Source organism: Terrimonas ginsenosidimutans (assembly GCF_022012415.1).
GTDB classification, from domain to species: Bacteria; Bacteroidota; Bacteroidia; order Chitinophagales; family Chitinophagaceae; genus Terrimonas_A; species Terrimonas_A ginsenosidimutans.
Genome location: NZ_JAKLTR010000026.1, coordinates 38,684 through 62,891, shown reverse-complemented (window position 1 = coordinate 62,891; position 24,208 = coordinate 38,684). Strand labels below are relative to the sequence as shown.

Annotated in this window: 23 protein-coding genes; 6 read left to right on the top strand and 17 right to left on the bottom strand. The window is 46.7% G+C overall.

The window, feature by feature from the left end:
- Positions 1–762: 762 nt before the first annotated feature.
- Positions 763–1,647, bottom strand: a complete 885-nt coding sequence (locus tag LZZ85_RS26305) for a hypothetical protein (RefSeq protein WP_237876708.1) — start codon at positions 1,645–1,647, stop codon at positions 763–765.
- A gap of 223 nt (positions 1,648–1,870) precedes the next feature.
- Between LZZ85_RS26305 and LZZ85_RS26300 the strand changes: the two genes are divergently transcribed.
- Positions 1,871–2,338 (top strand): DUF2846 domain-containing protein, encoded by a 468-nt coding sequence (locus LZZ85_RS26300; RefSeq protein WP_237876706.1) that lies wholly within the window; start codon positions 1,871–1,873, stop codon positions 2,336–2,338.
- 487 nt (positions 2,339–2,825) lie between these two features.
- Here the strand turns inward: LZZ85_RS26300 and LZZ85_RS26295 are convergent, their stop codons facing one another.
- The 11 genes from LZZ85_RS26295 to LZZ85_RS26245 all read right to left on the bottom strand — a co-directional run bounded on the left by LZZ85_RS26295 (position 2,826) and on the right by LZZ85_RS26245 (position 16,712).
- Positions 2,826–3,716: a DMT family transporter gene (locus LZZ85_RS26295; RefSeq protein ID WP_237876704.1), complete on the bottom strand. Its 891-nt coding sequence runs from the start codon at positions 3,714–3,716 to the stop codon at positions 2,826–2,828.
- 10 nt (positions 3,717–3,726) lie between these two features.
- Entirely contained in the window at positions 3,727–5,031 is a 1,305-nt protein-coding gene (locus LZZ85_RS26290) for a radical SAM family protein (protein WP_237876702.1), read from the bottom strand.
- Positions 5,032–5,051: 20 nt separating this feature from the next.
- Positions 5,052–5,600 carry a hypothetical protein gene (locus LZZ85_RS26285; RefSeq protein ID WP_237876700.1) on the bottom strand — a complete coding sequence of 183 codons (549 nt, stop codon included), beginning with the start codon at positions 5,598–5,600 and terminating at the stop codon, positions 5,052–5,054.
- Positions 5,601–5,722: 122 nt separating this feature from the next.
- On the bottom strand, positions 5,723–6,784 hold the full coding sequence (locus LZZ85_RS26280; RefSeq protein WP_237876698.1) for an agmatinase family protein: 1,062 nt from the start codon (positions 6,782–6,784) through the stop codon (positions 5,723–5,725).
- A gap of 178 nt (positions 6,785–6,962) precedes the next feature.
- Entirely contained in the window at positions 6,963–8,030 is a 1,068-nt protein-coding gene (locus LZZ85_RS26275; protein WP_237876695.1) for an agmatine deiminase family protein, read from the bottom strand.
- A 217-nt stretch (positions 8,031–8,247) separates the two neighbouring features.
- Entirely contained in the window at positions 8,248–9,123 is an 876-nt protein-coding gene (locus LZZ85_RS26270) for a carbon-nitrogen hydrolase (RefSeq protein WP_237876693.1), read from the bottom strand.
- A gap of 1,619 nt (positions 9,124–10,742) precedes the next feature.
- Positions 10,743–11,837 carry a fatty acid desaturase family protein gene (locus LZZ85_RS26265; protein ID WP_237876691.1) on the bottom strand — a complete coding sequence of 365 codons (1,095 nt, stop codon included), beginning with the start codon at positions 11,835–11,837 and terminating at the stop codon, positions 10,743–10,745.
- Between the two features lie 307 nt (positions 11,838–12,144).
- Positions 12,145–12,882: a bacillithiol biosynthesis deacetylase BshB1 gene (gene bshB1, locus LZZ85_RS26260; protein ID WP_237876689.1), complete on the bottom strand. Its 738-nt coding sequence runs from the start codon at positions 12,880–12,882 to the stop codon at positions 12,145–12,147.
- Positions 12,883–13,000: 118 nt separating this feature from the next.
- Positions 13,001–13,693 (bottom strand): DUF4294 domain-containing protein, encoded by a 693-nt coding sequence (locus LZZ85_RS26255; protein ID WP_237876687.1) that lies wholly within the window; start codon positions 13,691–13,693, stop codon positions 13,001–13,003.
- An 82-nt stretch (positions 13,694–13,775) separates the two neighbouring features.
- Complete coding sequence (ccsA, locus tag LZZ85_RS26250; protein ID WP_237876684.1) at positions 13,776–16,244, bottom strand: cytochrome c biogenesis protein CcsA; 2,469 nt, start codon at positions 16,242–16,244, stop codon at positions 13,776–13,778.
- Positions 16,245–16,286: 42 nt separating this feature from the next.
- On the bottom strand, positions 16,287–16,712 hold the full coding sequence (locus LZZ85_RS26245; protein ID WP_237876682.1) for a cytochrome c maturation protein CcmE domain-containing protein: 426 nt from the start codon (positions 16,710–16,712) through the stop codon (positions 16,287–16,289).
- 370 nt (positions 16,713–17,082) lie between these two features.
- Between LZZ85_RS26245 and LZZ85_RS26240 the strand changes: the two genes are divergently transcribed.
- The gene (locus tag LZZ85_RS26240) at positions 17,083–18,237 is read left to right on the top strand and encodes an acyl-CoA dehydrogenase family protein (RefSeq protein ID WP_237876680.1); all 1,155 of its coding nucleotides are present in this window, start codon (positions 17,083–17,085) and stop codon (positions 18,235–18,237) included.
- Positions 18,238–18,333: 96 nt separating this feature from the next.
- Entirely contained in the window at positions 18,334–18,981 is a 648-nt protein-coding gene (locus LZZ85_RS26235; protein WP_237876678.1) for a YggS family pyridoxal phosphate-dependent enzyme, read from the top strand.
- 33 nt (positions 18,982–19,014) lie between these two features.
- On the opposite strand, the gene LZZ85_RS26230 is transcribed toward LZZ85_RS26235, so the two are convergent.
- Positions 19,015–19,659 (bottom strand): dioxygenase family protein, encoded by a 645-nt coding sequence (locus LZZ85_RS26230; protein WP_237876676.1) that lies wholly within the window; start codon positions 19,657–19,659, stop codon positions 19,015–19,017.
- A gap of 201 nt (positions 19,660–19,860) precedes the next feature.
- Here LZZ85_RS26230 and LZZ85_RS26225 point away from each other — a divergent pair, with 201 nt between their 5' ends.
- Complete coding sequence (locus LZZ85_RS26225; RefSeq protein ID WP_237876674.1) at positions 19,861–20,913, top strand: sensor histidine kinase; 1,053 nt, start codon at positions 19,861–19,863, stop codon at positions 20,911–20,913.
- Positions 20,910–21,632 carry a LytR/AlgR family response regulator transcription factor gene (locus LZZ85_RS26220; protein WP_237876672.1) on the top strand — a complete coding sequence of 241 codons (723 nt, stop codon included), beginning with the start codon at positions 20,910–20,912 and terminating at the stop codon, positions 21,630–21,632. The genes LZZ85_RS26225 and LZZ85_RS26220 overlap by 4 nt, the downstream gene beginning before the upstream one ends.
- Positions 21,633–21,634: 2 nt before the next feature.
- Here LZZ85_RS26220 and LZZ85_RS26215 read toward each other — a convergent pair whose 3' ends face one another.
- On the bottom strand, positions 21,635–22,051 hold the full coding sequence (locus LZZ85_RS26215; protein ID WP_237876670.1) for an SET domain-containing protein: 417 nt from the start codon (positions 22,049–22,051) through the stop codon (positions 21,635–21,637).
- A gap of 72 nt (positions 22,052–22,123) precedes the next feature.
- A complete protein-coding gene (locus LZZ85_RS26210; RefSeq protein ID WP_237876668.1) occupies positions 22,124–22,549 on the bottom strand; it encodes an META domain-containing protein in 426 nt (141 codons plus the stop codon).
- 211 nt (positions 22,550–22,760) lie between these two features.
- Here LZZ85_RS26210 and LZZ85_RS26205 point away from each other — a divergent pair, with 211 nt between their 5' ends.
- Positions 22,761–23,186 carry a DUF2141 domain-containing protein gene (locus LZZ85_RS26205; RefSeq protein ID WP_237876666.1) on the top strand — a complete coding sequence of 142 codons (426 nt, stop codon included), beginning with the start codon at positions 22,761–22,763 and terminating at the stop codon, positions 23,184–23,186.
- A 257-nt stretch (positions 23,187–23,443) separates the two neighbouring features.
- On the opposite strand, the gene LZZ85_RS26200 is transcribed toward LZZ85_RS26205, so the two are convergent.
- Positions 23,444–23,599 (bottom strand): hypothetical protein, encoded by a 156-nt coding sequence (locus LZZ85_RS26200; protein ID WP_237876664.1) that lies wholly within the window; start codon positions 23,597–23,599, stop codon positions 23,444–23,446.
- A gap of 13 nt (positions 23,600–23,612) precedes the next feature.
- Complete coding sequence (locus tag LZZ85_RS26195) at positions 23,613–24,086, bottom strand: DUF1440 domain-containing protein (RefSeq protein WP_237876662.1); 474 nt, start codon at positions 24,084–24,086, stop codon at positions 23,613–23,615.
- Positions 24,087–24,208: the final 122 nt, after the last annotated feature.

Below are 24,208 nucleotides of genomic sequence, written 5' to 3'. Positions count from 1 at the left end.
ACTTTCTCAAACACAGGATGTTAAATCTCCCCCTTCGGGCTAATCGCTACCCAAACTTTCGGAGGAGTTGAAGAATTTACTGTCTCATACTGTAGCTCACGATTTCAATCGTGGGCGGACTGATAGAGGAATTGAGAGACCTATGGATATGTCCGGTCATTCATTTCCCCACGGTTGAAACCGTGGGCTATCGCAAATGCTGCAATGGGAATATTAATCAACCCGATAGCTGCCAGGTTTAATTGACCATCCATTTCGGGTTGTGCTACAGCCCACGATTTCAATCGTGGGCGGACAAATTGAAGGTTGCTCTTCGAGGGAGAGTTAGGGGGCCTTACGCCAGCCTGACTTCACGCGTTACAATACAAAAATTAACATGCCCTAATTAATCACATCGGAAGCTAAAGACAACTTCTGATAATTATTTTTTCTGTACAGGTCAGATGAGACTTTTGCAGCATTCAATCATGCCCATCTGTAGAATGATTTATTATGTCCACTGGGAGGATCTGCTGATAGATTTCGGCCGATTGTATAACAGCTGTCTAATAGCTTTTGATCATCCAACAAATCCCAGAGATTTTTTTCTTTGGGCGTGGGAGGTTCTGTTTCCAGATGAGGATTATTTCATGCAAAATTCAGAAGTATATATTGAAGTGGAGAATACTTTCGAACCTAAGAGCGCTTTTTACAAGCGGTAGCGTAAATGTATCTTAGCCTGATAATTTTTCTTTCGGCCTACAAACGGCTTTCCGCGAACCATCATCCCCCCAACAAAAAATTAAACTGATACACCACCACAGACTCTTCCTCGCTCTTATTAAACTTATTTCTCCTCAGCCATTCTTTAATAATTGAGATCGCTTCGCCATTCGTCAACGTCGACCCCTGCACCCAGTTCAAATAAGTACCCACGCCATCAGGAGACACCCGGATCTGCGCCAGTACTTTTCCTTTCAGGTTCTCACCTGCGTCCATCGACTTTGGATTGATCACCGTACGGTTTCCGCTTATGCGCATCGGGCCATTACCTCTTCCCGAGCCGGAGCCATTGCCGCCACCGCTACCGGTGCCGGATCCTCCGCCACTGCCGCTGCCTCTGCCAACGCCTGAACCGGTGCCGCTTCCACCTGCGCGGTCATAGGTTGTTTCAGTACCACCGCCGCTGCCGGTTCCGGTCGTCGTCTTGCCCAATACTGCCTTGGGAACAGGCTTGGGTTGCGGAGGATCGGGTTTGGGGGTTGGTGCAACCTTTACGGGGGATTTATTCTCGTTGACCTTTGGCGCTTTGGGCTTGGGGTTATCGGGTTTAATGACAGGGGCTGTTTCCTTTTCAGCCGGATCATCTTCGATATCTCTTGCATCTTCTTCCGTACCGGGTTGTGGGGGAGTCTGAGGTGCTGCGCCAGCGGGCCCGGCTGCTTCAACGGGATTGCCGCCACCGCCACCGCCGCCAACCTGCTTCATGGGTATCTCTTCGTCGGGCAGGTCCATTTCCACCATCATTCCCTGGTCAGGGTGTGGCGGAACGATCGCAGGAATGGTCCAGCTCCATACAAACATCAGCATCAGCAGGAAGCCTGCAAAGCCGAGTGTGATCATGGTGGCCTGTGAATTTTTCTTAGCCTCGAACGATGATGCCGACATATTTAACGCGTTAGTCATACAAATTTACAGGTTGGAGTTCCCGGATAGAAGGCGTTGTTGTTCACACCTGTGTATTAACGAGCAAGTTCTGTGCAACTTGTATTGGTTCCAGCCTAAAAATTGTTAAATCCCGCCATATGATCCCGGAAAAAACACGTTTTATACAAGACTTCATGTTCAGGTAACAGATTTCCGTTTAGTTTCGGCGCACAAAAACCATAACATGAAGAATTTCGCTAAAATGTTCATTGTCCTGTCGGTAGCAGCAACGGGATTAATGTCGACCAAACCAACCCCCGTCCGGACCTTAAAGACTGTTGCCGGTGCGGCAGACTCAACATTCATCTATGTTTACCGTACGGGTCAGTTCAATGGCGCTACGGCCAACTGGTCTGTTTTTCTTGACGGAGAAAAGAAGTGTAAGCTCAGTAATAACCGGTTCATGAAGCTTGCGGTAGCACCAGGTAAGCATAGCATTACTGCCAAAATCGGCGGAGTGCAGTTGTTCAAGAAGGAAACGGAAGTGGAGATAGAAGCGGAGGCTGGCGGCTCTTACTATATTGCCTGCAATATCAAACAGAGCATTACCCGTGCACGGCTGGAGATGCTGGAAGTGACCAAGGGCACCGCCAATAAACAAATGGAAGGAATGGTGCTGGATAACTGCCAGGAGAAGCTTGATAAGGATTGAGCGGCGTAGGAGTATCGCTGCCAGGAGAAGCTTGATAAGGATTGAGCGGCGTAGGAGTATCGCTGCCAAGTGAAGCTTGATAAGGATTGAGCGGCGTAGGAGTATCGCTGCCAGGAGAAGCTTGATAAGGATTGAGCGGCGTAGGAGTATCGCTGCCAAGTGAAGCTTGATAAGGATTGAGCGGCGTAGGAGCATCGCAAAGAGCGCTAAGATAAACGCAAAGGACGCAAAGGATTTCCGGATTTTCTTTGCGTCCTTTGCGTTTATCTTGGCGCGCTCCGCGATACTCTATCTCATTTCAAATTAATCAGCACCACCACCATACTCAGGATTTCCGGATCTTCTTTGCGTCCTTTGCGTTTATCTTGGCGCTCTCCGCAATACTCTATCTCATTTCAAATTAATCAGCACCACCACCATACTCAGGATTTCCGGATCTTCTTTGCGTCCTTTGCGTTTATCTTAGCGCACTTTGCGATACTCCGCCTCACTTCAAATTCGCGATCACCAAACCAATCAGCACCACCACCATACTCACTATGTGGATCAACGTAAACTCTTCCTGCAAAATAAAAACCGCTTCGAGGCTGGAGAATATGGGAATGAGATTTCCGAATAAGGCAGTTCGTCCCGCACCCAGGATCTGGATCGCTTTGTTCCAGATAAAAAAGCAGATCACGGAAGCGCCCAGGCCAAGGTAGAGGATCACGCCGATCAGCTGGGTATCCCAGTCGATAGGCGACTGTGTGGAAGATTCGAATACGACAAAGGGGATCAGAAGGATCGTTCCCAATAAAAAGGAACTGAACAATAAACTCATCGGAGAAATGGCAACAGGACGTTTTCTGACGAGTATGTTATAGATCGCAAATGACAATGCTGCCAGTAAAATCCATGCGTCACCTTTCGAGAAGTGGAAGTTCATCAGGTTTTCCCAGTGTCCTCGGGAGATCAGCAACAGTATCCCCGCGATACACACGAGCATTCCGCAAAGTCTTTTCACGCCGATCTTTTCCTTGAGAAAAATGGCCGCCATGATATTGGCAAAGATGGGAGATGAGGTGGTGCCGATCAGCGCGAGGTTGATCGCGGAGGTGTGATGACCGGCGATATACACAAATGTATTGAACAGGCAGATCCCCGTCAGGGATAACCAGAACAGGTATGCAAAGTGCTTTTTCAATGCCGCACGTTCCGTCAGGCAGATCTTTATCGCAAAAGGAGCAAGCATCACTGTGGCGGTAGACCAGCGGAAAAAGGAGAGATGTCCCGGGCTGATATCTGCATGAACAGCTCTGGCAACTATAAAGTTGCCAGACCAGATCAGTGCCGCTAATACAGCAAGGATTATTCCCTGCGGGATGCTTTTTTCTTTCACTAAGAAGGGATCAATGATGTGCAAAATCCAGATCGAACCGTCCTTTGATGCGTTCCATCGGAGGGTTGAAATAGCCGTACCGGAGATCAGGGAATTCTTCCTTTAATAATTCCTGCAGTTGCTTTACGCCCATGCATTCACCCGTATCACCCACGCCGATCTTTCCCAGATACCAATCGGGATCGATATTGAAATTCCTCCACTGGATCATCTTCAGGCCGGTCTCTTTGATCAGCTTGCGCAGTGCTTCATACTCTGCAATGCTGTCTGTCATACCAGGGAATACGAAATAATTGATGGATGTCCAGCCGCCAAAACTGTTCACCACTTTCAGGCTTTCGATGATATCATCAAAGTCGTAGTTGTTTGGGCGATAGTATGGCATGTACACTTCACGTCGTGCGGAGTTGGTGCTGACGCGGATAGAATCCAAACCTGCTTCACATAATTTCCTTACAGCATCCGGTTTGGATCCGTTCGTGTTTATATTGATACTTCCTTTGGGCGTGTGTTTGCGGATCTCGATGATCGCTTCGCGGATGGTTTCCCACATAAGCAGCGGTTCACCTTCACAACCCTGACCGAAGCTAACGATCGGGAATGGCGCTTCTTCGAGGTGAGGGACCGTGAATTCAACGATCTCTTCTGGCGTTGGTTTGAAACGAAGCCTGTCCTGTGTAGACACGATCGTTTCTTCATCAGGCTGCAAAGAGATACATCCAACGCAGTTGGCATTACATGCAGGAGAGGATGGGATGGGGCATTCCCACCGGCCAAGGAAATAGTTCCGTGCAGCAGGGCACTGATAGGTCAGGGCGCAATTATTGGCCAGGTGATTCACCAGCCTGTTATGCGGATAGGCCTGCAATAATTTCTCTACACCAAATTCAACTTTTTTCTGGTCATATCCTTCGCAATCCTGGCGGATATCAGGTTCTATTCTGGTAGCGGGGACATAGAACTTTTCGTCGTACCATCCGGCTGCGGTATAGCAGAACAACGGCAGGGTAGGTGCATCAGGTGCCGTTTCATAGGCAGCGAGATAGAAGCCGGTATGTGCGGGAGGAATGAATGCAGCCACCGCCCAGCCTTTTTCGCAAAGGCGCATTTCTCCGGTTTCAACATCGATGCCAATACCACGACGGCCGGGAAGTTCGTACAGGGAACCGCCTTCGGGCAGTTCGATCCATTCGTCTTCAGGGATCTCGAATGCATCCCAACCGCTACGGCCGGTCACAAACAAGGTCTGATCTTCAAAAATGTTTCCCTTACCATCTGAATACAGCAGATAAGGTGAATGTGAGATATGCGCCATAATCTGAACCGCTTTTTGATTTACTTCAACTGCTCCCTGCAAAAGTCGTTAAATTCCTGTTCATTCAATCCTGCGGATGATTCAATGATCTCAGACTGCAGTATTTTATTGTTCTTGAAATCGATGGTCAGCAGACCATCTTTTAATACGATATTGTTCAATTCATTCCACCGGATCGTCCGTTGCGGAAAAGATGGATAGATGACTTCCCCTTTATCAACGCCCAATTGCAGCTGCCGTTGGGACGTGGCGAACAGAAATGTCAGCACTGCACAAAGTACAGCCGCCCACCAATTGCCGATCATTGCCCACCCGATCGTGATAATGATCAGCGGCAGGTATTTCAGCGAGGCATTAACGGCCTTGCCTTTTCTGGCCAGCCACCAGCCCGCCGCAAGTGAAACAGCTGATAACACAGCCACGGCCAACGCAACATTCCGGATGAACTGATCTGTACTATAGAAAGCCGTCAGAATAAAAAGCCCGATATTCAATATGACAATGAACAGCGCCATGCTGTTATACTGTTTTACCTTATCGTTCCGTAATATGATCTCAAACTTCGCCATGGAGGAAATGGGTTTAAAAGTTTAAAGGTTTAATAGTTTAAAAGTTTTTCGGATTGATAGTTTACCAGAATAAAAATGAAGTAGTTGGTCTGAACGAGTGGCAACTTTTAAACCTTAAACATTTAAACAGTTAAACTTTTGTCGCTATTGCTTGCGATCAACGTATTGCAGAGTTTGAACAGTACCCGTGCGCCAACATTTGCATTCCAGTCTGTATCACTCACGCCTACTTCGCAAAGATCGAAGCCGATCACTTTCCTGCCGCTTTCCATTACTTTACGGAAGAGATAGAATACTTCTTCCGTTTCAAAGCCACCGGGAACGGGTGTGCCTGTATGCGGACAAAGTTTGCGGTCGAGTCCGTCGATATCAAAGCTGATATAGACATTCTGTGGAAGTTTGCTCACGATCTCATCCACGATCTGTTTCCAGGTTTCGCCTTCATACTGGCGGTATTTAATATCGCGGTCGAAGTATGTATTGATCCTGTCACTGTTATTTTTAAGATACTCCCATTCGTCACCGCCATAATCACGAACACCTACCTGAACGAGTTTGCTTAACTGTGGGATCTGAGTGAGGGCATTATACATGATGCTGGCGTGCGAGTAGTTGAACCCTTCGTATGCTACGCGAAGGTCACAGTGTGCATCGATCTGCAAAATGCCGAAGTCGGCATATTTATCTGCAATTGCTTTAAAGTAACCTAAGGGCACGCTGTGATCACCGCCGAGTACACCGACCAGTTTACCATTGTTCAGCAGCACTTTTGTTTGTTCATATACCCACTGGGTAAGGAATTCGCCGCCTTCATTCACTTCCCGGAAGGTCTTGCTCATGAACTGGTTGGCTGATACGTCTTCACCACGGGAGATATAATCGATATAGAGCTCAGCTTCTTTGCGGAGATAGTCGCTTTTCATCAGCAGCTTCCGGTCGATCGGACGCATATAGTATCCGTGTTTCCAGCCTTCAGGAACTTCAGAGTCGAACAGGTCGACCTGCAGGGCCGCTTTAAAGATGGCTTCGGGGGCGCGGGCGGTTCCAGCTCCATAGCTCACGGTCACTTCCCAGGGAATGGGGAGGATCACCAGTCGTGCATCATCTTCCGAAGTGGGGAGTCCGAATATGTTGTTATTAGGATTGCTGACGCAATTGGGGTCGTAATTAGCTAGATCTACCATTTCTCTTCCTTGTATTGAAAAAACGGTGCAAGTTAAGACTAAGAGTTGAAAGAGAAAAAGGAGGAAAAACAGCGGAGGTAAGGGCCGGATAGTCAGGGGCTTAGGGTGGAGGGTTTGGGAGGTTTGGAGGGTTTGGAACCTATGAAACCTCCCAAACCCTCCAAACCACCGAAATTTCTTACCCCGGTTCCTGCTGGCTGAGGCAGTGGAAGCTGCCGAGTCCCCAGATGATGTCTGTGGAATCGATGCCGACCACTTCGCGGTCGGGGAAGCAGGTTTGGATGATCTGCAGGGCTTTATCGTCTTTGTCGCAACGGTAGGTTGGAACGATGACGGATCTGTTGGCGATATAGAAGTTGGCGTAAGATGCGGGGAGGCGCTGGTCGTCGAAGATCACGGCGTCTGGCATAGGCAGCTCCACGATGTTCAGTTGTTTGGTATTCAGCAGCCGCATCTCTTTCAGTTGTTTGAGGTTGTGCTGGAGGAGGTCGTAGTTCTCGTCATTCTTGTTTTCCTCGATCACGGTGAGGACGGTGTCTTCGTTCACAAAACGGATAGTATCATCGATATGTCCATCCGTATCATCGCCGACAATGCCTTCATCTACCCAAAGAATTTGTTCTACGCCATAGAAGTTGCGCAGGTACTCTTCGATCTGGCATTGGTTGAGGTGAGGGTTGCGGTTGGGGTTCAGGAGACAGGCTGTAGATGTCAGCAGGGCGCCTTTACCGTTAAATTCAACGGAGCCGCCTTCCATGACGATACCCGGGTTGAAAACAGGAAGGTCATAGTGTTTGCCAATGAGTGTGGGAATTACATCATCGAGATCGTACGGAGGATATTTTCCACCCCAGGCGTTGTAGCCCCAGTCGACGATCGCTTTTCCTTTACCAGCCATTTCATTCACCAGGAATGCGGGGCCATGATCGCGGCACCAGGCATCATTGGTAGGATGAAAAAAGAATTCCACTTTAGAGAGATCCACACCGCCTTTTTCAAGATGACCGATGGCGAACTGCTTCATCTTTTCATCCGCCACATTGATCCGCACCAGCTCTCCGCGTGTCAGCTCCTTGATAAACGCAGTATAACCCGGATACACAGTATCCAGTTTGCCAGGCCAGCTAGCTTCCTTATGAGGCCAGCTTAACCAGGTTGCCACGTGCTTTTCAAACTCCGCAGGAAAGTAATAGCCCAGCTCCCGCGGAGTGGAAAGATCATTGGGGTTGCGTGAAAGTGAACTCACAAGTACAGGGTTTTGAAGTAAGGAAATGGTTGAAAGGTCGGGTTAGAAGCTAGAAGTTTAAAAGTTTAATAGTTTAAATGTTTAAAAGTTTCAAATTGACCGGTTAATTCTAAAATCTCAACTACCAACCTTAACTATTAAACCTTTAAACTATTAAACTTCTAAACTATTAAACTTTTAAACTATTAAACTATTAAACTTTTAAACTCTTGCACTCTTAATCCTCATCTATATACCGCTTTGTAATCTGCCCATAGGAATCGATCCTTCTGTCGCGGAGGAACGGCCAGTGTGTGCGGTATTTGTCAGAGATGCTGAGGTCAAGTTCTTCGACATGGATCTCTTCCTTGTCGTGTGAAGCCTGGTAAACGACTGTGCCAAATGGATTGGAGACGAATGAACCGCCCCAGAACTTCATGGCGCCGTCCTGTTCAAGGCCAACGCGGTTCACGCTTACGACATGGAGTCCATTAGCGACAGAGTGGCTGCGCTGTATCGTCTGCCATGCGTTGTATTGTTCGGTGTTTGTTTTATCGTCCTGGCTGGTGGCCCAACCGATAGCGGTAGGGTAGAACAGCACCTGTGCGCCCATGAGCGAAGTGATGCGCGCAGCTTCAGGATACCATTGATCCCAGCAGATGAGGATCCCGATGGTCGCAAATTTTGTTTTAAAAACTTTATAGCCCAGGTCACCGGGAGTGAAATAGAATTTTTCGTAGTAAGCGGGATCATCAGGGATGTGCATCTTGCGGTATTTGCCAAGATAGGAGCCATCTGCATCGATCACCGCCGTGGTATTGTGATATAGCCCTTCAGCTCTTTTTTCAAATAAAGACGCAATGATCACTACGCCGAGCTCTTTTGCCACTTCGCTCAAAGACGCCGTAGAGGGGCCAGGGATCGCTTCAGCGAGCTTGAAATTTTCATAATCTTCGACATCACAGAAGTAGAGTGATGTAAACAATTCCTGCAAACAAACGATCTGAGCACCCTTCGCCGCTGCTTCGCGTGTTTTATCGATTGCTTTCTGCAGGTTTGCTGTTTTATCACCAGAACAGCTCATCTGAACAAGACCAACGTTTACTTTTGACATGCTGAAAAAATTAATGTGCAAAATTAGGAAAAAAAGCGGGGATCGTTTTTTAAAAACGGTCTCCGCTTTAGTTAAAATTGAAGGATTTTTCGAGGTGAGAACCTCGGGGTCTTTGACCGTATTTTGCCGGGCGGGCAAGGGGCTTTTTTTCGAGGGGGTTGCCTCGAAGACTCCGTTTACTTTTTTTGCCTTGATGCAAAAAAAGTAACAAAAAAAGATCAAGGCTACGCGCAAATAGCCAGCCCCGCACTCGATGCGGGGGCTAAAAATTATGGGTTGCACCTGGCACTAAAATAAACTCGCCGGAGGAGGGTTTTGGATTGATTGGCGTGTTGGCTCAGACAATATTTTAGCGCCCTCGCCTTCGGCTCGTCGGTTACGCCCATAATTTTTTTAACGCCATTTGCGCTAGGCCCCCGCTCTCAAAGCAGGTAGAAGGCCTTTACAGGATTGTAACCTTACGGTTCTTGCAAGTTTTGTTTTCTGTTATCAGGAATAGAACCACGTCAATTTGTAATACTGCAACTGAGAGACAACGAATCTTCCTTATTTCGGAAACTCTGTTTACATTTTTGCCGGACGGGCAAGGCGTTTTTTTCGAGGGTTTGCCTCGAAGACTCCGTTTACTTTTTTTGCCTTGATGCAAAAAAAGTAACAAAAAAAGATCAAGGCTACGCGCAAATGGCTAAAAATTATGGGCTGCACCTGGCACTAAAATAAACTCGCCGGAGGAGGGTTTTGGGTTGAGTGGCGTGTTGGCTCAGACAATATTTTAGCGCCCTCGCCTTCGGCTCGTCGGTTACGCCCATAATTTTTTTAACGCCATTTGCGCTAGGCCGCCGCTCTCAAAGCAGGCAGAAGGCCTTGACTGGATTGTAACCTTACGGTTCTAGTAGCTTTTCTGTTCTCTTATTCCATAACGCATCTATAAAAAGAATGTCAGCATCAAATTATAATACAGGATCGGAACTATAACGAATCTTCCTCGCAACCGAATCCTCCTCTCTCAACGCCCCCGGCCTTGGAAAAAATGGCGTTAAGAAAATGGGAGGCTGGCACCGTCTGAGCCACACCGAAGGTGTGCGAAGGCGCCAAAAAACTGTCTGAGCCGGCACGCCAATCAACCCCAAACACTCTTCCGGCGAGTTTTTTTTGGTGCAGGTGACATCCTCCCATTTTTAGCCATTTTTTCCCAGCCTTGATTTTTTTTTGTTACTTTTTTTGCATCAAGGCAAAAAAAGTAAACAGGGTCTTTCGACCTCCCGTCGAAAAAAAACGCCTTGCCAGCCGGCAAAAAAAGTAGAAAGTCACTTCAAGGCAACCCTCGAAAAAAAAGCGCCCTTGCCCGTCCGGCAAAAACGTAAACAGGGTCTTTCGACCTCCCGTCGAAAAAAGCGCCCTTGCCCGCCGGCAAAAAAGTACACAGAGTCTTTCGACACTCCCGTCGAAAAAAAACCTTCACCAAAACCTAAAACCCGCCGGACTTCCGGCTATCAAGAACTTCGCTTTATTCCTGCGTAAAGAACCTTACCACCTTAACGGGCGAGTTTCTGAACAATTTATAATGCGAAAAGCAGGCATTAACGCCTGCTTTTCGCATTATAAATTATTCAGAAAAATCAGTGTGCGAACGGATGCGAATGATCCCCCGTCTGTCCCATCTGACGCAGGAACGAAACGTGCGAAGCAACAGCCGTGCGGACACGTCTGTATTCGATATACTGAACGCCGTATTCCTGGCAAGCCTTTTTAATGATCTTGCTGATCGCAGGATAATGAACGTGAGAGATCTTCGGGAACAGGTGGTGTTCTACCTGGAAGTTCAGTCCGCCAACCAGCCAGCTCACTACCTTGTTACGTGTAGCGAAGTTTGCAGTTGTTTTTAACTGGTGGATAGCCCACTCATCTTCCATTTTACCGGTAGCGTCATCAGGAAGGGGGAAGTGTGTATGTTCTACCGTGTGTGCCAGCTGGAACACGATACTCAATACAAAACCCGCGACAAGCGCCATGGTGAAGAAACCGATCACCCAGGGAACGAATCCAACCATATAGATCGGAATAGCCACGAAAATGGTGATATGGGCCAGCTTGTAGAACCAGAAAAGCAAATGCTCTTTCAACGTCATTTTCCTCAATGGCGTATCACCGATCCGCAGGGTGAAGTATTTTTTATAATCTGTTACAAAGATCCACCAGATGTAAAGCAGTGAATATGCCGCAGGGAAATACACATGCTGATATTTATGGATCTTCAGATGCTCCTGTTCTGCACAAAGACGGAGAAATGGACGGGCTTCAATATCGTCATCAACACCATGGATGTTTGTGTACGTATGATGGATCACATTATGCTTTGTTTTCCACATGTGCTGGCTGGCACCGAGAAAATTAGCAATATTCGATGCCATATTATTTACCCATTTGTATTTGCTGAAGCTGCCGTGCGCACCGTCATGCATCACGTTGAAACCGATCGAAGCGATCAGACCGCCCATGAGAATAGATTCTGCTATTGCCCATACTGCTGCCGGTGTAAAGAACACCAGGTGCACGTATGTTGCAAGCAATAACGTCACAAGGATACCAGCTTTCAGGTATAAACGGAAGTTACCCGTCTGAGCTTTTCCTTTTGTTTTGAAGTACTCCGCGATCCTCTTCTTTAACTCTCCGTGGAAGGACACTGGGATCTTTGGGAACTTTGGACTAGACATGATTGAATTTTATGGATTTAGAATGCAAAGGTAGAGCAACTTCATCACAAAACATTCACAAACATGTAAAACCTTATAACGAGCGTTCGCATTGTGTATAAATGTGTTGGGACGGGTTCGAAGGTGGTGAAACGTTAGGATTTTGCCAATGATTTCCTACAGGTGGTATAGTTACAAAAATCAGGCGGAATAACTGGCGTAGAAGTGTCACAAAGAGCGCAAAGTGAACGCAGAGGGCGCTAAGAACGTTGCTTACTCTGTGTTTACTTTGCGCTCTTTGCGGTACTCCCACGCCACACAAAAATCATCAGGTTTCATTCTGAATGAGCGCATCCAGGCTTTTGATCCCGATCTTTTTGTCTGTAGTGAACCCTTCGGCATACTTTACACCAATCCTTTTGCCAAGCATTCTTGCCCTGGCGATCACGCTATCCAGGAAATCGGGGGTGGAGATATAGGTCTGCGGTCCATCGCCGCCTGTGGTATTGGTATGGAATTGTGTGGCATAAGCCTGTATTGCCTGCATTTTCTGCTCAAAGACCTCGCTGATATCCATCAGCAGATCCGGTTCATGATACCAGTCCTGCATATACTGCAGAAAATAACGGGGTCTCCATTTCTCCTGCGGCCTGCCGTCTCTTCCGGTGGTCTCGATCTTTGCCAACCCGGAAAGAAAGCAGGCATCATTGATGAGGTGGCCCGCGCGGCCATGATCAGGGTGACGGTCATTCAATACATTCCCCAATACGATCTCCGGGCGATAATGACGGATCTCACGGATCAGCTCCAGCTGGTGTGCTTCATCATTTTTAAAAAAGCCGTCTCTCATTTTCAGGTTCACCCTTTCTGCCACCCCCATGATCCGCGCAGCATCGGCCGCTTCCGTGTAACGTGTTTCCACCGTTCCTCTCGTACCCAGTTCACCTTGTGTCAGATCAACGATCGCTGCCGTTTTTCCACTCTTGATTTCATTGATCAGCGTGCCGGAACAACCGAGCTCTATATCGTCGGGATGCACACCAATTGCGAGAATGTCTGTTTTCATGAATGCAAGATAAATAAGTAAAAAGTCAAAATTAAAAAGTAAAAAAGTAAAAGGCGTTGAGAATTGGAAGTGAACTATCCAATCTCAACATCTTTTTTTACTGTTTGATTTTGACTTCTTACTTCCTGTAAGGATTTCCATACCAGGACGCATCAATCTCCTGTACAAAACTCTCGATCTGGCGATCAGTTTTATCAGTAAGATCCCATTTTTGCTTGAGGTTGCCACCAACGAAGAAAGCGACTGTCTGGTAGAGGCGGGCATTTACGCCGCCTTTGTATTCTTTGATGATCTCATAACAGTTATTGCCGGTCTGGCGGTTGATGAGTTTCATCAGGACCTTGCCCTGGTAAACGGAGAGATTGGAAAGCGGGTCGGTGAATTGTTTGCGCATCTCCTTTTCGCGCGACTTGATATACTGTTTCTTTTCCTTCTTCGACATCGACGCAGATCTTGCATTGATATCATTGATCGTAGCGCCGGCTACGCGTGCGTAAGGATAAGTTACATAAACCGCATTGCGAAGGCGTGTCCACTTCTGTTTGTATTTCTCCAGTTTTTCAGGCGAGAGATTGGAGATCCAAACCATTTCTTCTTCCTGGTAGGTGAGCATTTCCCGGTTGTACCAGATCGCATCAACAAAAATGGTATCATTCGGGCCCCATTTTTTGGAGCGCTCGGCATAAGAAGGCATGGGAGGAATGGTGTCAGTACCGGCAGGCACCGTATCCTGCGCACGCGACTCTGTTGCAAAGAAGATCGGTACGGTAAGGAAGAATAACAGTAAACGGTATGAGGTCTGACGTAACATGGCTCTTATAAAAGTACAAAACAATGTTATGCCTGCCAAGACTGCCGAAAACAGCTTTCCGTTGCCTCTTAAAAAGGAGCTGTTATGCTTTTTTAAGCTGGCGGTTCAGCTGTATACGGCGGACCATGCTCATCAGGATCCCGATGGCAGTGATAATGATGCCGATCCATAACACATTAATATACGGGAACTTATAAGCTTTCAGGGTCACATATTCCAGGATGGTGTTGGATTCTTTTACACCGATATTCAGCGAATCGCCGGTTACGCTGTTCAACTGGAGGATCAGGCTCTCAGGCATGATCGTGTCCGGAACGGCAAACTGTTTTCCTCCCTGGTCAATAAGCAATGCTTCTGCCGTATAATTTCCGCGCGTCAGTGAATGGACGCCGATCGTTGCTACTGTTGCTTTATCTCCGGGACGGAAACCATCAAATGGCAGGCTGTCCCTCGTAGCTACTTTCTCCACGATCAGGTAGCCTTTGGAATAGAAGATACTGTCGCCTGTCCTGACCGGGTTAGGTTTGAAGGTGGCCGTATCCTTATTTTTTTCAGGATTGGGAAGTGCGGAAATATAGGTAAATACGTCGTGATCGAGGTAATGTCTTGAATCCGGGTTCGCCATCAGGCCTTCATTCCCTTTATAATTCACGAAGGCGTTTGGCTTGAGTGTAAATTCTTCTTTATCGGTGCGGCTCTTGAAATGAATGAAGTAATACCACTGCTGCTTTTTCGGATGTGCGGAATCCTTTTCATAGGTCACATCAAACTTACCCATCTTCATAGGAAAGCCTTTCACCAGTGTAAGGTTCTCTCCGGCTTTTTCCTTGCTTTCTTTACCGAAGTCGATCGCAATACCGCTGGAGTTTCTTGACAGGATCTCCTTCTTCGAAGAGGAGAGCAGTATTCCCAGCAATACCAATCCGAAGCCCAGGTGGGAGATAGAACCGCCGGATAATTTCAGTTTACCGTTCACGCCAACCCAGATATAGGCAGCATTTGCGATGATCGCATATACGGCTGCAATGATGGCCAGCCAGATCGCACCCAGATAACCTGCGCCATGCGTCTGGTAATTGATATCGCCAAAATACAGGATGGCAGTTGCCGCCAGAATAGAAATGATCGTTGGGATCCAGATCTTTTTCCAGAATGCTGTGCCGGTAGTGCTTTTATAGCGGAGGTATTGAACAATAGCGGTCAGGATGCCGATAATGATCGCCACGTGGATCTGGATCTGGTTATAGGCAAATTCTTCATCTTCGGGAGCGGCGATCTTTGTACCAAAGATCTTATTGAATACAGGCAAAGATGTTTTTGCGCTGATCACGATAGCTGTCAAAAAGAAAACAAGTGAACCGATGAACATCCAGAACTCGCGGGATGAAGTCGCTTCTTCTTTTCTGATCGCGGGAATTTCTTTCGAACGATTGATCAGAAGGATAATGGATGGTATAAAGAATATAGCCAGGAATGATACCAGTTGAACATTCATTCCTGAATCGGTAAATGCGTGTACAGAAGATTCGCCCAGTACACCACTTTTGGTCAGGAAAGTAGAGTAGAGGATGAACACAAATGTAAGGATCATAAAGAGGAACGTCGACTTGAGCGAGTGTCCGCTATGCTTATAGATCAGTAATGTGTGAACGCCTGCCACGAGGATCAGCCATGGCACCAGGGAGGCGTTTTCTACAGGATCCCAGGCCCAGTATCCTCCAAATGTGAGTGATTCATATGCCCATGCTGCTCCCATCATGATCCCCACACCAAGTACGGCAAGGGAGAACAATGACCATGGCAGAACCTGTTTGATCCAGTCAGTATATCTCCTGGTCCACAAGGCGGCGATGGCAAATGCAAATGGGATAAGGGTAGAGGCGAATCCGAGGAACAGAACGGGTGGGTGGATCACCATCCAGTAGTTCTGCAGCAAGGGGTTCAGGTCATTACCATCTTTAATGAAATTCAGGTAATCCGGCCGCAGTGGTTGCGTGATATCAGCGTTCATGTGCATTCCGACTGCATTATCCAGTACTCCGGAATCACGAAGGAGCGTAAATGGATTTGAACCCATCTTCCATTCAAAAATATAGAGTCCGGTAAGCATTGTTGCCAGGCAGAATTGTACAAAGCTCACTACAGACATTACAGGAGCTTCCCATGTTTTGCCTGTTTTGATCAACACGAGGCCGAGTACACAATGCCAGATGCTCCAGAGGAGGGTACTGCCTTCCTGGCCTTCCCAGAAACAGCTCAGCAGGTATTTGAATTCCAGTGAGCGGCTGCTATGCTGCCAGGCATATTTATATTCGAAAAGGTGATTATAGATTATATAAAACAGGATGATGAAAATAGAGAACACCGAAACCACTTCGATCAGGAAGGCGATGCGTGCCAGTTTTTTCCAGTAATAATCGCCGGCGACCGTATCAACATGGCGCGTAGCCTTGAAGTAAGCAAAGCTGGCCACAATAGAAGCAACCAATGAAAGCGTGATAAAGAAATGGCCCAGCTGCCCGGGTAAGAGATGCTCTCCAATGTAATCCATCGGGAATATTCGGTTTATGTGAACGCGATAGTGTTTGTAACCTTAAGGCTTTGGTTCGATAGCCTGTGACATCTGGACATTTTTCTTAGCCGCTTCCATATCATCTTTGTATTTGGAAGGACATTTGGTCTGTATACTCTGGCAATCAAAAATGCCGTCCTGGTATTTCCCTTTTAAGACCAGTCTTTCGCTGATCTCAAAGTTTTCAGGTTTTGGCTGATGATAGATCACCTTTACAGATTTTCCTAATGTATCAACCGCAGTAAAGCTTAAGTAATTAGGGTTATTGAGGGCATCGTATTCAAGAGGCGAGTCTTTATCCCAACGGGCCATCAGGTGGACGAACTTACCCGGTTTAGACATCGCTGTGTCTACCGTATCATAAGTGCTTGTATTTTGTAAAAAGCTGATCAACACTGCAATGGTGGCTGCAATTCCCACAAGTAAAATGATATGGATCTTCTTCATCCGGTTTGATTTAGTTCGTTTCTTTTTGACCTTTCTAAGACCCCGGCAATCTGGCTTCGTATGCGCCGGTAGCGGGAGTCCCCCTGCACCATGGCTTTGGCGGCCCTGGCTAAGGTTCGGCTGAGCCGCAAATTTATGTCAAAATACCGTCACGAACGGTGATTTCTCCAAAGAACAACTGCATGAATTGATTGTTCGGCAGAATGGATATTTTTTTGAAAAAAACCCGTCTATCTTCGTGGCTACGAGGAACAAAGAGAAAAAGCAGGGAAAAGAGGTTCTGTTGTTTAATGTTGGTATGCTAAAGATTAAACACTACTTCTTTTCCGGGCTCTGTAAACTCTTCATACCCGTTTAAACTCTTAGCTATATGATTTTTGAATTATCAGAAGAACAATTAATGATCCAACAGGCGGCGCGTGATTTTGCCCGCAATGAATGCCTTCCCGGCGTAATTGAAAGAGACGAGCATCAGAAATTTCCCAAAGAGCAGATCATGAAACTGGCGGAACTCGGTTTTATGGGAATGATGGTGGATACTGCCTATGGAGGTAGTGGGCTGGACACAGTCAGCTATGTCCTCGCCATGGAGGAGATCTCCAAGATCGATGCCAGCGTAAGCGTATGCATGAGCGTTAATAACAGCCTTGTTTGTTATGGCCTGCAGCAGTATGCCAGCGAGGAACAAAAACAAAAGTACCTGACTCCGTTGGCGCAGGGACGTAAGGACGGCGAACTGTATATCGGCGCCTTTATGCTTAGCGAACCCGAAGCCGGTAGTGATGCCACTTCTCAACGCACCACTGCGGAAGATAAGGGTGATCATTACCTGCTGAATGGCACCAAGAACTGGATCACGAATGGTAGTTCCGCTTCTGTTTACCTGGTGATCGCCCAAACGGATGCGGCGAAAAAGTCCAAAGGCATCAATGTATTCATTGTTGAAAAAAACTGGCCGGGTGTAACGGTGGCTGCTAAAGAGAATAAGCTGGGGATCCGCGGAAGCGATACGCATACCGTGATGTTCACCGATGTAAAAGTGCCAAAAGAGAACAGGATAGGGGAAGATGGGTTCGGTTTCACTTTTGCGATGAAAACGCTGGCGGGAGGCCGTATCGGCATCGCTTCACAGGCGCTCGGTATTGCGAGTGGAGCGTATGAACTGGCAAAGGAGTATTCAAAAACAAGAAAAGCTTTCGGAACGGAGATCAGGAATCACCAGGCGATCGCATTCAAACTGGCGGATATGGCTACCCGTATTGAAGCAGCCCGCCTTTTATGTCTGAAAGCGGCATGGGAAAAAGATAACAAGATCGATTATACACTCAGCTCGTCCATGGCCAAAGTATTTGCCTCGGAAACTGCGATGTGGACGGCCACAGAAGCAGTGCAGGTGCACGGTGGTTATGGTTATGTAAAAGAATATCATGTCGAGCGCCTGATGCGTGATGCGAAGATCACACAGATCTACGAGGGAACCAGTGAGGTGCAGCGGATCGTGATCAGCAGAAGTATCCTGAAATAAGAATAGACTTGCGTAGTGTTCCCGCAGATTTTATCTGTGTATCCGTTTCGATCTGCCTAAATCTGCGGGAACACTACGCCACAAAACGTATGGGACATGTCCGTCAATAAACAGAACTACGCCAGCATCCGGCAGGAGCTCGGTGCATCGAACGTAACGCTCGTTGCCGTATCCAAAATAAAACCAGCCGGTGACATACAGCAATTGTATGATCTCGGGCAGCATGATTTTGGGGAGAATTATGTGCAGGAACTGGTAGAGAAGCAATCATTACTGCCAACAGATATCCGCTGGCATTTTATCGGGCATCTGCAAAGTAATAAGGTAAAATACATCGCGCCGTTCGTTCACCTGATCCATGGTGTTACCAGCGTGAGCACATTAAAGGAGATCAATAAACAGGGACAGAAGAATAACCGGGTGATCGATTGTCTTTTGCAGGTGCATATAGCGCAGGAAGAAACGAAGTTTGGTTTTGACGCAAATGAAATTGAAACCATCCTTTCAAACAATGAGTACACCCATGCAAATATCATTGGTTTGATGGGCATGGCCTCTTTCTCGGAAGATCTTACGCAGGTGCGTACTGAGTTCGCGACGCTGAAAAAACTGTTCGATCAGGCTGTTCTCCTGAAACCCGGATTTAACACGCTTTCAATGGGCATGAGCGGAGATTATAAACTTGCCATAGAGGAAGGGTCGACCATGGTGAGAATAGGCAGCCTGCTGTTCGGAAACAGATAACCGGAACTCCAGGGCATGATCACAAACAAAAAACTATTTCGCCAGGGAATAGTTCGGAATATTCTTTCCGAGATAAATATTCCGTTCACGCTTCACCATACTGCCGCCGATCTTTGTTTTAAGAATACTAGTTCCGCCCCGGTCCGTGCATTTTTTTCTTTCTTCAGCAGTAAGAAAGGGATCATCATCAAACACAAAATCATCTATCCAGTACGCCGTTTTCCCGGGTTCTTTGATCGTTGCATGAATATGTGCGGGGGTATTGGTTCCGGGATAAGATCCGGGGCGAAGTGTAAAAAACTTGTATTCGCCCTTTTCATTTGTTTTCATCCAGCCACGCAGATGACCATGCCTGCGCGCCCATCCCTGCTCATTTCCTTTTTTAGGATATGATCCAGTTGTATCAGTGTGATAAATGTAAATGATCACGCCACCGGCAGGCTTCCCTTCAGCGTCAAACACAACGCCGTTCACTGCCAGCCGGCGTGGATGATGCTGATCCCAGTCACTCAGCCACACCATTTCCTTCAACGAATCAAATGGTTGGGGGCTTTCAAAGATCGCTTCGCAACCCTCACAGGGGCCACCCACCTTTTGCTCTTTCGGTGCGGTCTGTTGTGTACAGCCGGCCAAGGTCACCAACAAAAACAGTACTGAAAAAAGGGAAGGCTTATTCATAAAAAACTTTTCTGCAAATTGCCGGGGTCAGGATCTTCCGGAAAAAAAATTACACCAAATGCATGCGGGTGATGACGAAAAGCGCCGGGAAACCTCCGTTCTTCCAATCTCCCACACCTGGCAAACCTTCTTTTCATCGCTTCAAACCTGCCGTTCATGTAAACCTTTTTACCGGGAGGAAAACGTAATTTTATTTCGGCTATGCAACGGTCCTGGATCCTGAAATATAAACTTCATCATCTCATCTTCTGGATGCTGATCTTCGGTGCCTGGTATTTTCTGCGTCACCAGGATTATAGCAGGGCGGCGACTGCCTTTAAGGTAACGCTCATCAAAGTCCTTGATCTGGCTTTAATGGTATATATCACCAATTACCTGTTGATACCGCGGTTACTCTACCGCAAAAAATATGTCACCTTTACAAGTGTTTTTATACTGATGATCGTCACCAGCAGCTTTCTCAAAATGCTGATACTGGCAAAAGTGATGAATGCTCCCGCGATGCTGTCATTTTCACAGAATCTGAAGACGCGTATATACGATAACGTTATTCCTCATTTCTTTTTAGTTACTGCGGGAGCAGCAATTCAATTGATGATCGATTATTTCCGTTTGCAAAAAAGGATGGCTGAGATCGCGAAGGAGCGGGCAGAGGCGGAGCTGAATTTCCTGAAATCCCAGATCAATCCACATTTCCTTTTTAATTCGATCAATTCGGTGTATTTCCTGATCGATAAACAAAACAAGGAGGCGCGGGAATCGCTTCATAAATTTTCAGATATGCTGCGGTATCAGTTGTATGAGATGAATGGATCGCGCGTACCGATCGAAAAGGAATTACGCTACCTGCAGGATTATTTTCATCTTCAAAAATTACGGAAAGATGAGTTGTATGAAGTCTCTTTCAATCATTCGGCTTCATTGCGCCATTTCACGATAGAGCCAATGCTGCTGATCCCTTTCATTGAAAATGCATTCAAACATGTATCGGCTTATAGTGACCAGCCCAATCTGATCCATATAGATCTTGATCATAAAGATCACTGGCTGATCTTCAAAATAGAAAACACAACTGAAAACAGGATAGTGACGGATCCGCACAGTGGCATTGGTTTGAAAAATGTCAGGCGGCGGCTGGAACTGCTTTATCCTGCAAGCCATGCGCTGACCATACAGCGTAAAGGAGATCGTTTTGTTGTTGAACTTCGTTTACAAACGGATCAGTCACCAAACCTGCAAAAGACTTTGTTATGAAAATCCAGTCATTGATCATAGACGATGAACCGCTTGCCCGTAAAGGCATGCGCGAATATGTGGGAGAGATCGATTTCCTTTCTGTTGCCGGAGAGTTTGATAATCCGGTGAAAGCAATGGAAGAGCTCAGCCGCAGGCAGGATATACAATTGCTGTTTCTCGATATACAAATGCCAAAGCTTTCGGGCCTGGACTTTCTGCGTTCCGTACAACCCTCCATTCCTGTGATCTTGACAACGGCGTATCCTCAGTTTGCGCTGGATGGTTTTGAACTGAACGTCCTGGACTACCTGGTGAAACCCATTTCGTTCGACAGGTTTTACAAATCGGCACTCCGCGCGAAAGAATATTATGAGGTACGGGAAAGTAACCGGACAGATCGTTCCCAGGGAAATGATCACTTTTTTATCAAGGCAGATAATAAGCTGGTGAAGATCTTCCTGCGTGATGTCCTGTTTGTGGAGGCATTACAGAACTATGTAGTGATACAAACACCCGAAAAGAAATTCATCACTTATCTCACTTTCAGATCTGTTGAAGAATATCTGACAGGCGCAGGTTTTATTAAAACGCATAAGTCTTTCATTGTGGCGGCGGGCAGGATAGACACGATCGAGGGAAATAATATCAGGATAGGATCGTATGATATTCCGATCAGCCGAAACCTGAAAGAAGAGGTGATGGAGCAATTACTGAAGGGAAAGTTCCTTAAGCGATAAGATCAATCATAACCTTCTACGTCAACGATAGTTCCATAGTTCACAAATAGCTCTGATCCCGCAGGGATATCTTTGATGGCTTCGAAGTATTCTCCATCATTGACCGGGATCAGGTTTGGGTCAGATGAATGATTCAGGTAGTTTACCATATCCACGACCTTAAACCCATAATCCGGCACGTAGTAATCCTGTTCATCATACACACAATATGTTTCGATCATGAGCCTGGAATGGTCAGGTAATTTTTCCACTTCAGCGATCGGTAATTTGATCCATTCCCCCACGTTTTTTGAAAATATGTCTTTACAGCCTTTGGGAATATCACGGATGGCAAATACACCGATCCCGTGAACAGCGGATGGTTTCAGGGCAGCATAGGTTTCCTGTGACAATTCATGAAGCAGTTCAGCTTTGGTCATACGGGGACAGGCTTGTTTTGATCAGCAAATGATCACAAAACAATGAACAAAAAGCGGGATATCAAAACAAACTTACTTTTTGCTGAAACGCATGACAGCGATATCTCCCATGATCAGGTTGAGCGTGTTTCCGCCGGACACAGACCAGGTATTTACCTTTTTCAATGTTTCAAGAAAAACAGTTTCGCCTTCGCCCGGGCAGAACATTTTTGTCAGGGCAAATGGCTGATCGAAATTGATCTTGTTGCCATCTACAACCAATGGTCCGGAAAAAGAGTTGCATCCCGTATTTCCACTGACGCGTTTATCTTCCACCGTAATAATAAGCTGCGGTTTCTTATCGGGGTATAATCCTTCAAAGGCAATGCGCGGACCAGAAATATAATTCAGCACCCAGGTGCCATCAAGCTGTGAAGGATCGCCTTCTTTTGCGGCTTTTTTGCTACTGTTGCACGCCATAAAGGACAGAAGAATAACTGACAGAATGATGTTTTTCATATAAAATGGTTTGGGCATAAAGTTACGGAGGAGCGGGTTTTGAACCGTTTAAAACTTAGAATGTTTAAGTGTTTAAAAGTTTAAGGATTGGAAAGTTCCACAGATCCGGACTTAATGCGGTAAACTCCGTCACCGGTAAAACTTTCAAACCTTCTACCTTTGCCGGCAAGGCGTCCGCTGGCATTGATCTTGCTGCGTAATCTCAAAAGCAATGAAAAAGTTATTTACCCTATTGATCTTTCTTCCGCTGATATCTTTCCGCAGCGCGGAAACTAAGTTTGTGTTGACTGTAAGCAACCTGGAGAAGATAAAAGGCAAGCTTTATATCGGTTGGTATAGATCGGCGGATGATTTCCGCAAATCAGACAAGGCGGTGTACCAGAGGATCGTGGAGGTTGACGGAAAAGAAGCTGTAGACATTCCATTTGAAAATATATCTCCGGGAACCTATGCCGTGGCAATATTCCTGGATAAGAATGATAACGGCAAAATGGACACGAATATGCTGGGTATTCCGAAGGAAAAGTATGGTTTTTCAAACAATAAATACCCATTGACACGGGCCGCTACCTTTAAAGAATCAGCGTTTGAAGTGGGAGGGAATGAGCACTCAATTACCATTAAACTGAAGGGGTAAGGCTGGGAGTGCAGTATGGCCTCATGGGTCTTATAATTGCCCGAACTTTCGTGCCGGAAGCAATTCAGCAGGTTCCGGGTAGGCAGCAGGTATTTAGGGGATACGTAACTGTAGACGATCCTGTCGTTATATACCCAAAATCATAAAGAAAACGCCGTTCAGGTATTCATCTCAACCGGCATTTTTCCGGGATGGGCCTTCACGGAAAAAAAATGCCCGCCGCGGGGATCCGGGCAGGCGATATCGCTATTTTCAGCTTAACTGCCGCGTTGTGAGCCGGTATTGGATTGTTTGCTTACAAAACCGGTCGACTTAGGCTTCTGCATAAATTTAGAACCCTGGGCGCCATTGGCTGTCGCTTTCTTATTGTCCTTCTTTTTGTCTTTACTATTTTTCTGGTTGAGCAGTGACATAGGCTATTCTATTTTATTTTTTATAAAGATAATACTTCCTTGCGAGGAGTGAAACGGGGAATCCTATACAGGCGATCAATATTAACGAGCCAATAACGGCCTGTTCCCAGTTAATTGGCCCTCTTCCTCCGGGTACATGGCTCAGCGGCAGAATGACCAGGTTCATGGCCAGCCAGGTGAAGATCCCATACATGAAACCTATTAATAATGGGTGATAACGCGTCAGGCGCATTTTTTCGTATAGCAGGAACAGGAGAATAGTGAACACAAATGCGATGAAATAGTGTAGTGCCAGTCCGAACAGTGCTATGCCAGGGCCTCCTTTCATAGCCTCTTTTCCGAGCACCCCGGTAGCGATGTATCGCAGGATGACGGTCACATCTTTTTTCCCTTCCAGGGAATATTTGATGAATGCGGCAAGAATGTCCATCGTCCCGGCGAGAAGGCCGGCTTTGAAGATGGCGCTTGCTTTTGACTGGTATGGCATAAGCGTTGTTAAATGATCATTGTTTGATCTCCGGGCGGGTGGCTGTCGGGCCAGGCGATGATATCCATGGAAAGGGATACGAAATCTCCCGCAGATGAGCGGAGATCAATGCGCTCATCTGC

Bases quoted from the DNA above. Each gene is read 5' to 3' on its own strand.
- LZZ85_RS26305 (WP_237876708.1), bottom strand. From the start codon at position 1,647: ATGTCGGCATCATCGTTCGAGGCTAAGAAAAATTCACAGGCCACCATG.
- LZZ85_RS26300 (WP_237876706.1), top strand. From the start codon at position 1,871: ATGAAGAATTTCGCTAAAATGTTCATTGTCCTGTCGGTAGCAGCAACG.
- LZZ85_RS26290 (WP_237876702.1), bottom strand. From the start codon at position 5,031: ATGGCGCATATCTCACATTCACCTTATCTGCTGTATTCAGATGGTAAG.
- LZZ85_RS26285 (WP_237876700.1), bottom strand. From the start codon at position 5,600: ATGGCGAAGTTTGAGATCATATTACGGAACGATAAGGTAAAACAGTAT.
- LZZ85_RS26280 (WP_237876698.1), bottom strand. From the start codon at position 6,784: ATGGTAGATCTAGCTAATTACGACCCCAATTGCGTCAGCAATCCTAAT.
- LZZ85_RS26270 (WP_237876693.1), bottom strand. From the start codon at position 9,123: ATGTCAAAAGTAAACGTTGGTCTTGTTCAGATGAGCTGTTCTGGTGAT.
- LZZ85_RS26265 (WP_237876691.1), bottom strand. From the start codon at position 11,837: ATGTCTAGTCCAAAGTTCCCAAAGATCCCAGTGTCCTTCCACGGAGAG.
- bshB1 (WP_237876689.1), bottom strand. From the start codon at position 12,882: ATGAAAACAGACATTCTCGCAATTGGTGTGCATCCCGACGATATAGAG.
- LZZ85_RS26255 (WP_237876687.1), bottom strand. From the start codon at position 13,693: ATGTTACGTCAGACCTCATACCGTTTACTGTTATTCTTCCTTACCGTA.
- ccsA (WP_237876684.1), bottom strand. From the start codon at position 16,244: ATGGATTACATTGGAGAGCATCTCTTACCCGGGCAGCTGGGCCATTTC.
- LZZ85_RS26245 (WP_237876682.1), bottom strand. From the start codon at position 16,712: ATGAAGAAGATCCATATCATTTTACTTGTGGGAATTGCAGCCACCATT.
- LZZ85_RS26240 (WP_237876680.1), top strand. From the start codon at position 17,083: ATGATTTTTGAATTATCAGAAGAACAATTAATGATCCAACAGGCGGCG.
- LZZ85_RS26235 (WP_237876678.1), top strand. From the start codon at position 18,334: ATGTCCGTCAATAAACAGAACTACGCCAGCATCCGGCAGGAGCTCGGT.
- LZZ85_RS26230 (WP_237876676.1), bottom strand. From the start codon at position 19,659: ATGAATAAGCCTTCCCTTTTTTCAGTACTGTTTTTGTTGGTGACCTTG.
- LZZ85_RS26225 (WP_237876674.1), top strand. From the start codon at position 19,861: ATGCAACGGTCCTGGATCCTGAAATATAAACTTCATCATCTCATCTTC.
- LZZ85_RS26220 (WP_237876672.1), top strand. From the start codon at position 20,910: ATGAAAATCCAGTCATTGATCATAGACGATGAACCGCTTGCCCGTAAA.
- LZZ85_RS26215 (WP_237876670.1), bottom strand. From the start codon at position 22,051: ATGACCAAAGCTGAACTGCTTCATGAATTGTCACAGGAAACCTATGCT.
- LZZ85_RS26210 (WP_237876668.1), bottom strand. From the start codon at position 22,549: ATGAAAAACATCATTCTGTCAGTTATTCTTCTGTCCTTTATGGCGTGC.
- LZZ85_RS26205 (WP_237876666.1), top strand. From the start codon at position 22,761: ATGAAAAAGTTATTTACCCTATTGATCTTTCTTCCGCTGATATCTTTC.
- LZZ85_RS26200 (WP_237876664.1), bottom strand. From the start codon at position 23,599: ATGTCACTGCTCAACCAGAAAAATAGTAAAGACAAAAAGAAGGACAAT.
- LZZ85_RS26195 (WP_237876662.1), bottom strand. From the start codon at position 24,086: ATGCCATACCAGTCAAAAGCAAGCGCCATCTTCAAAGCCGGCCTTCTC.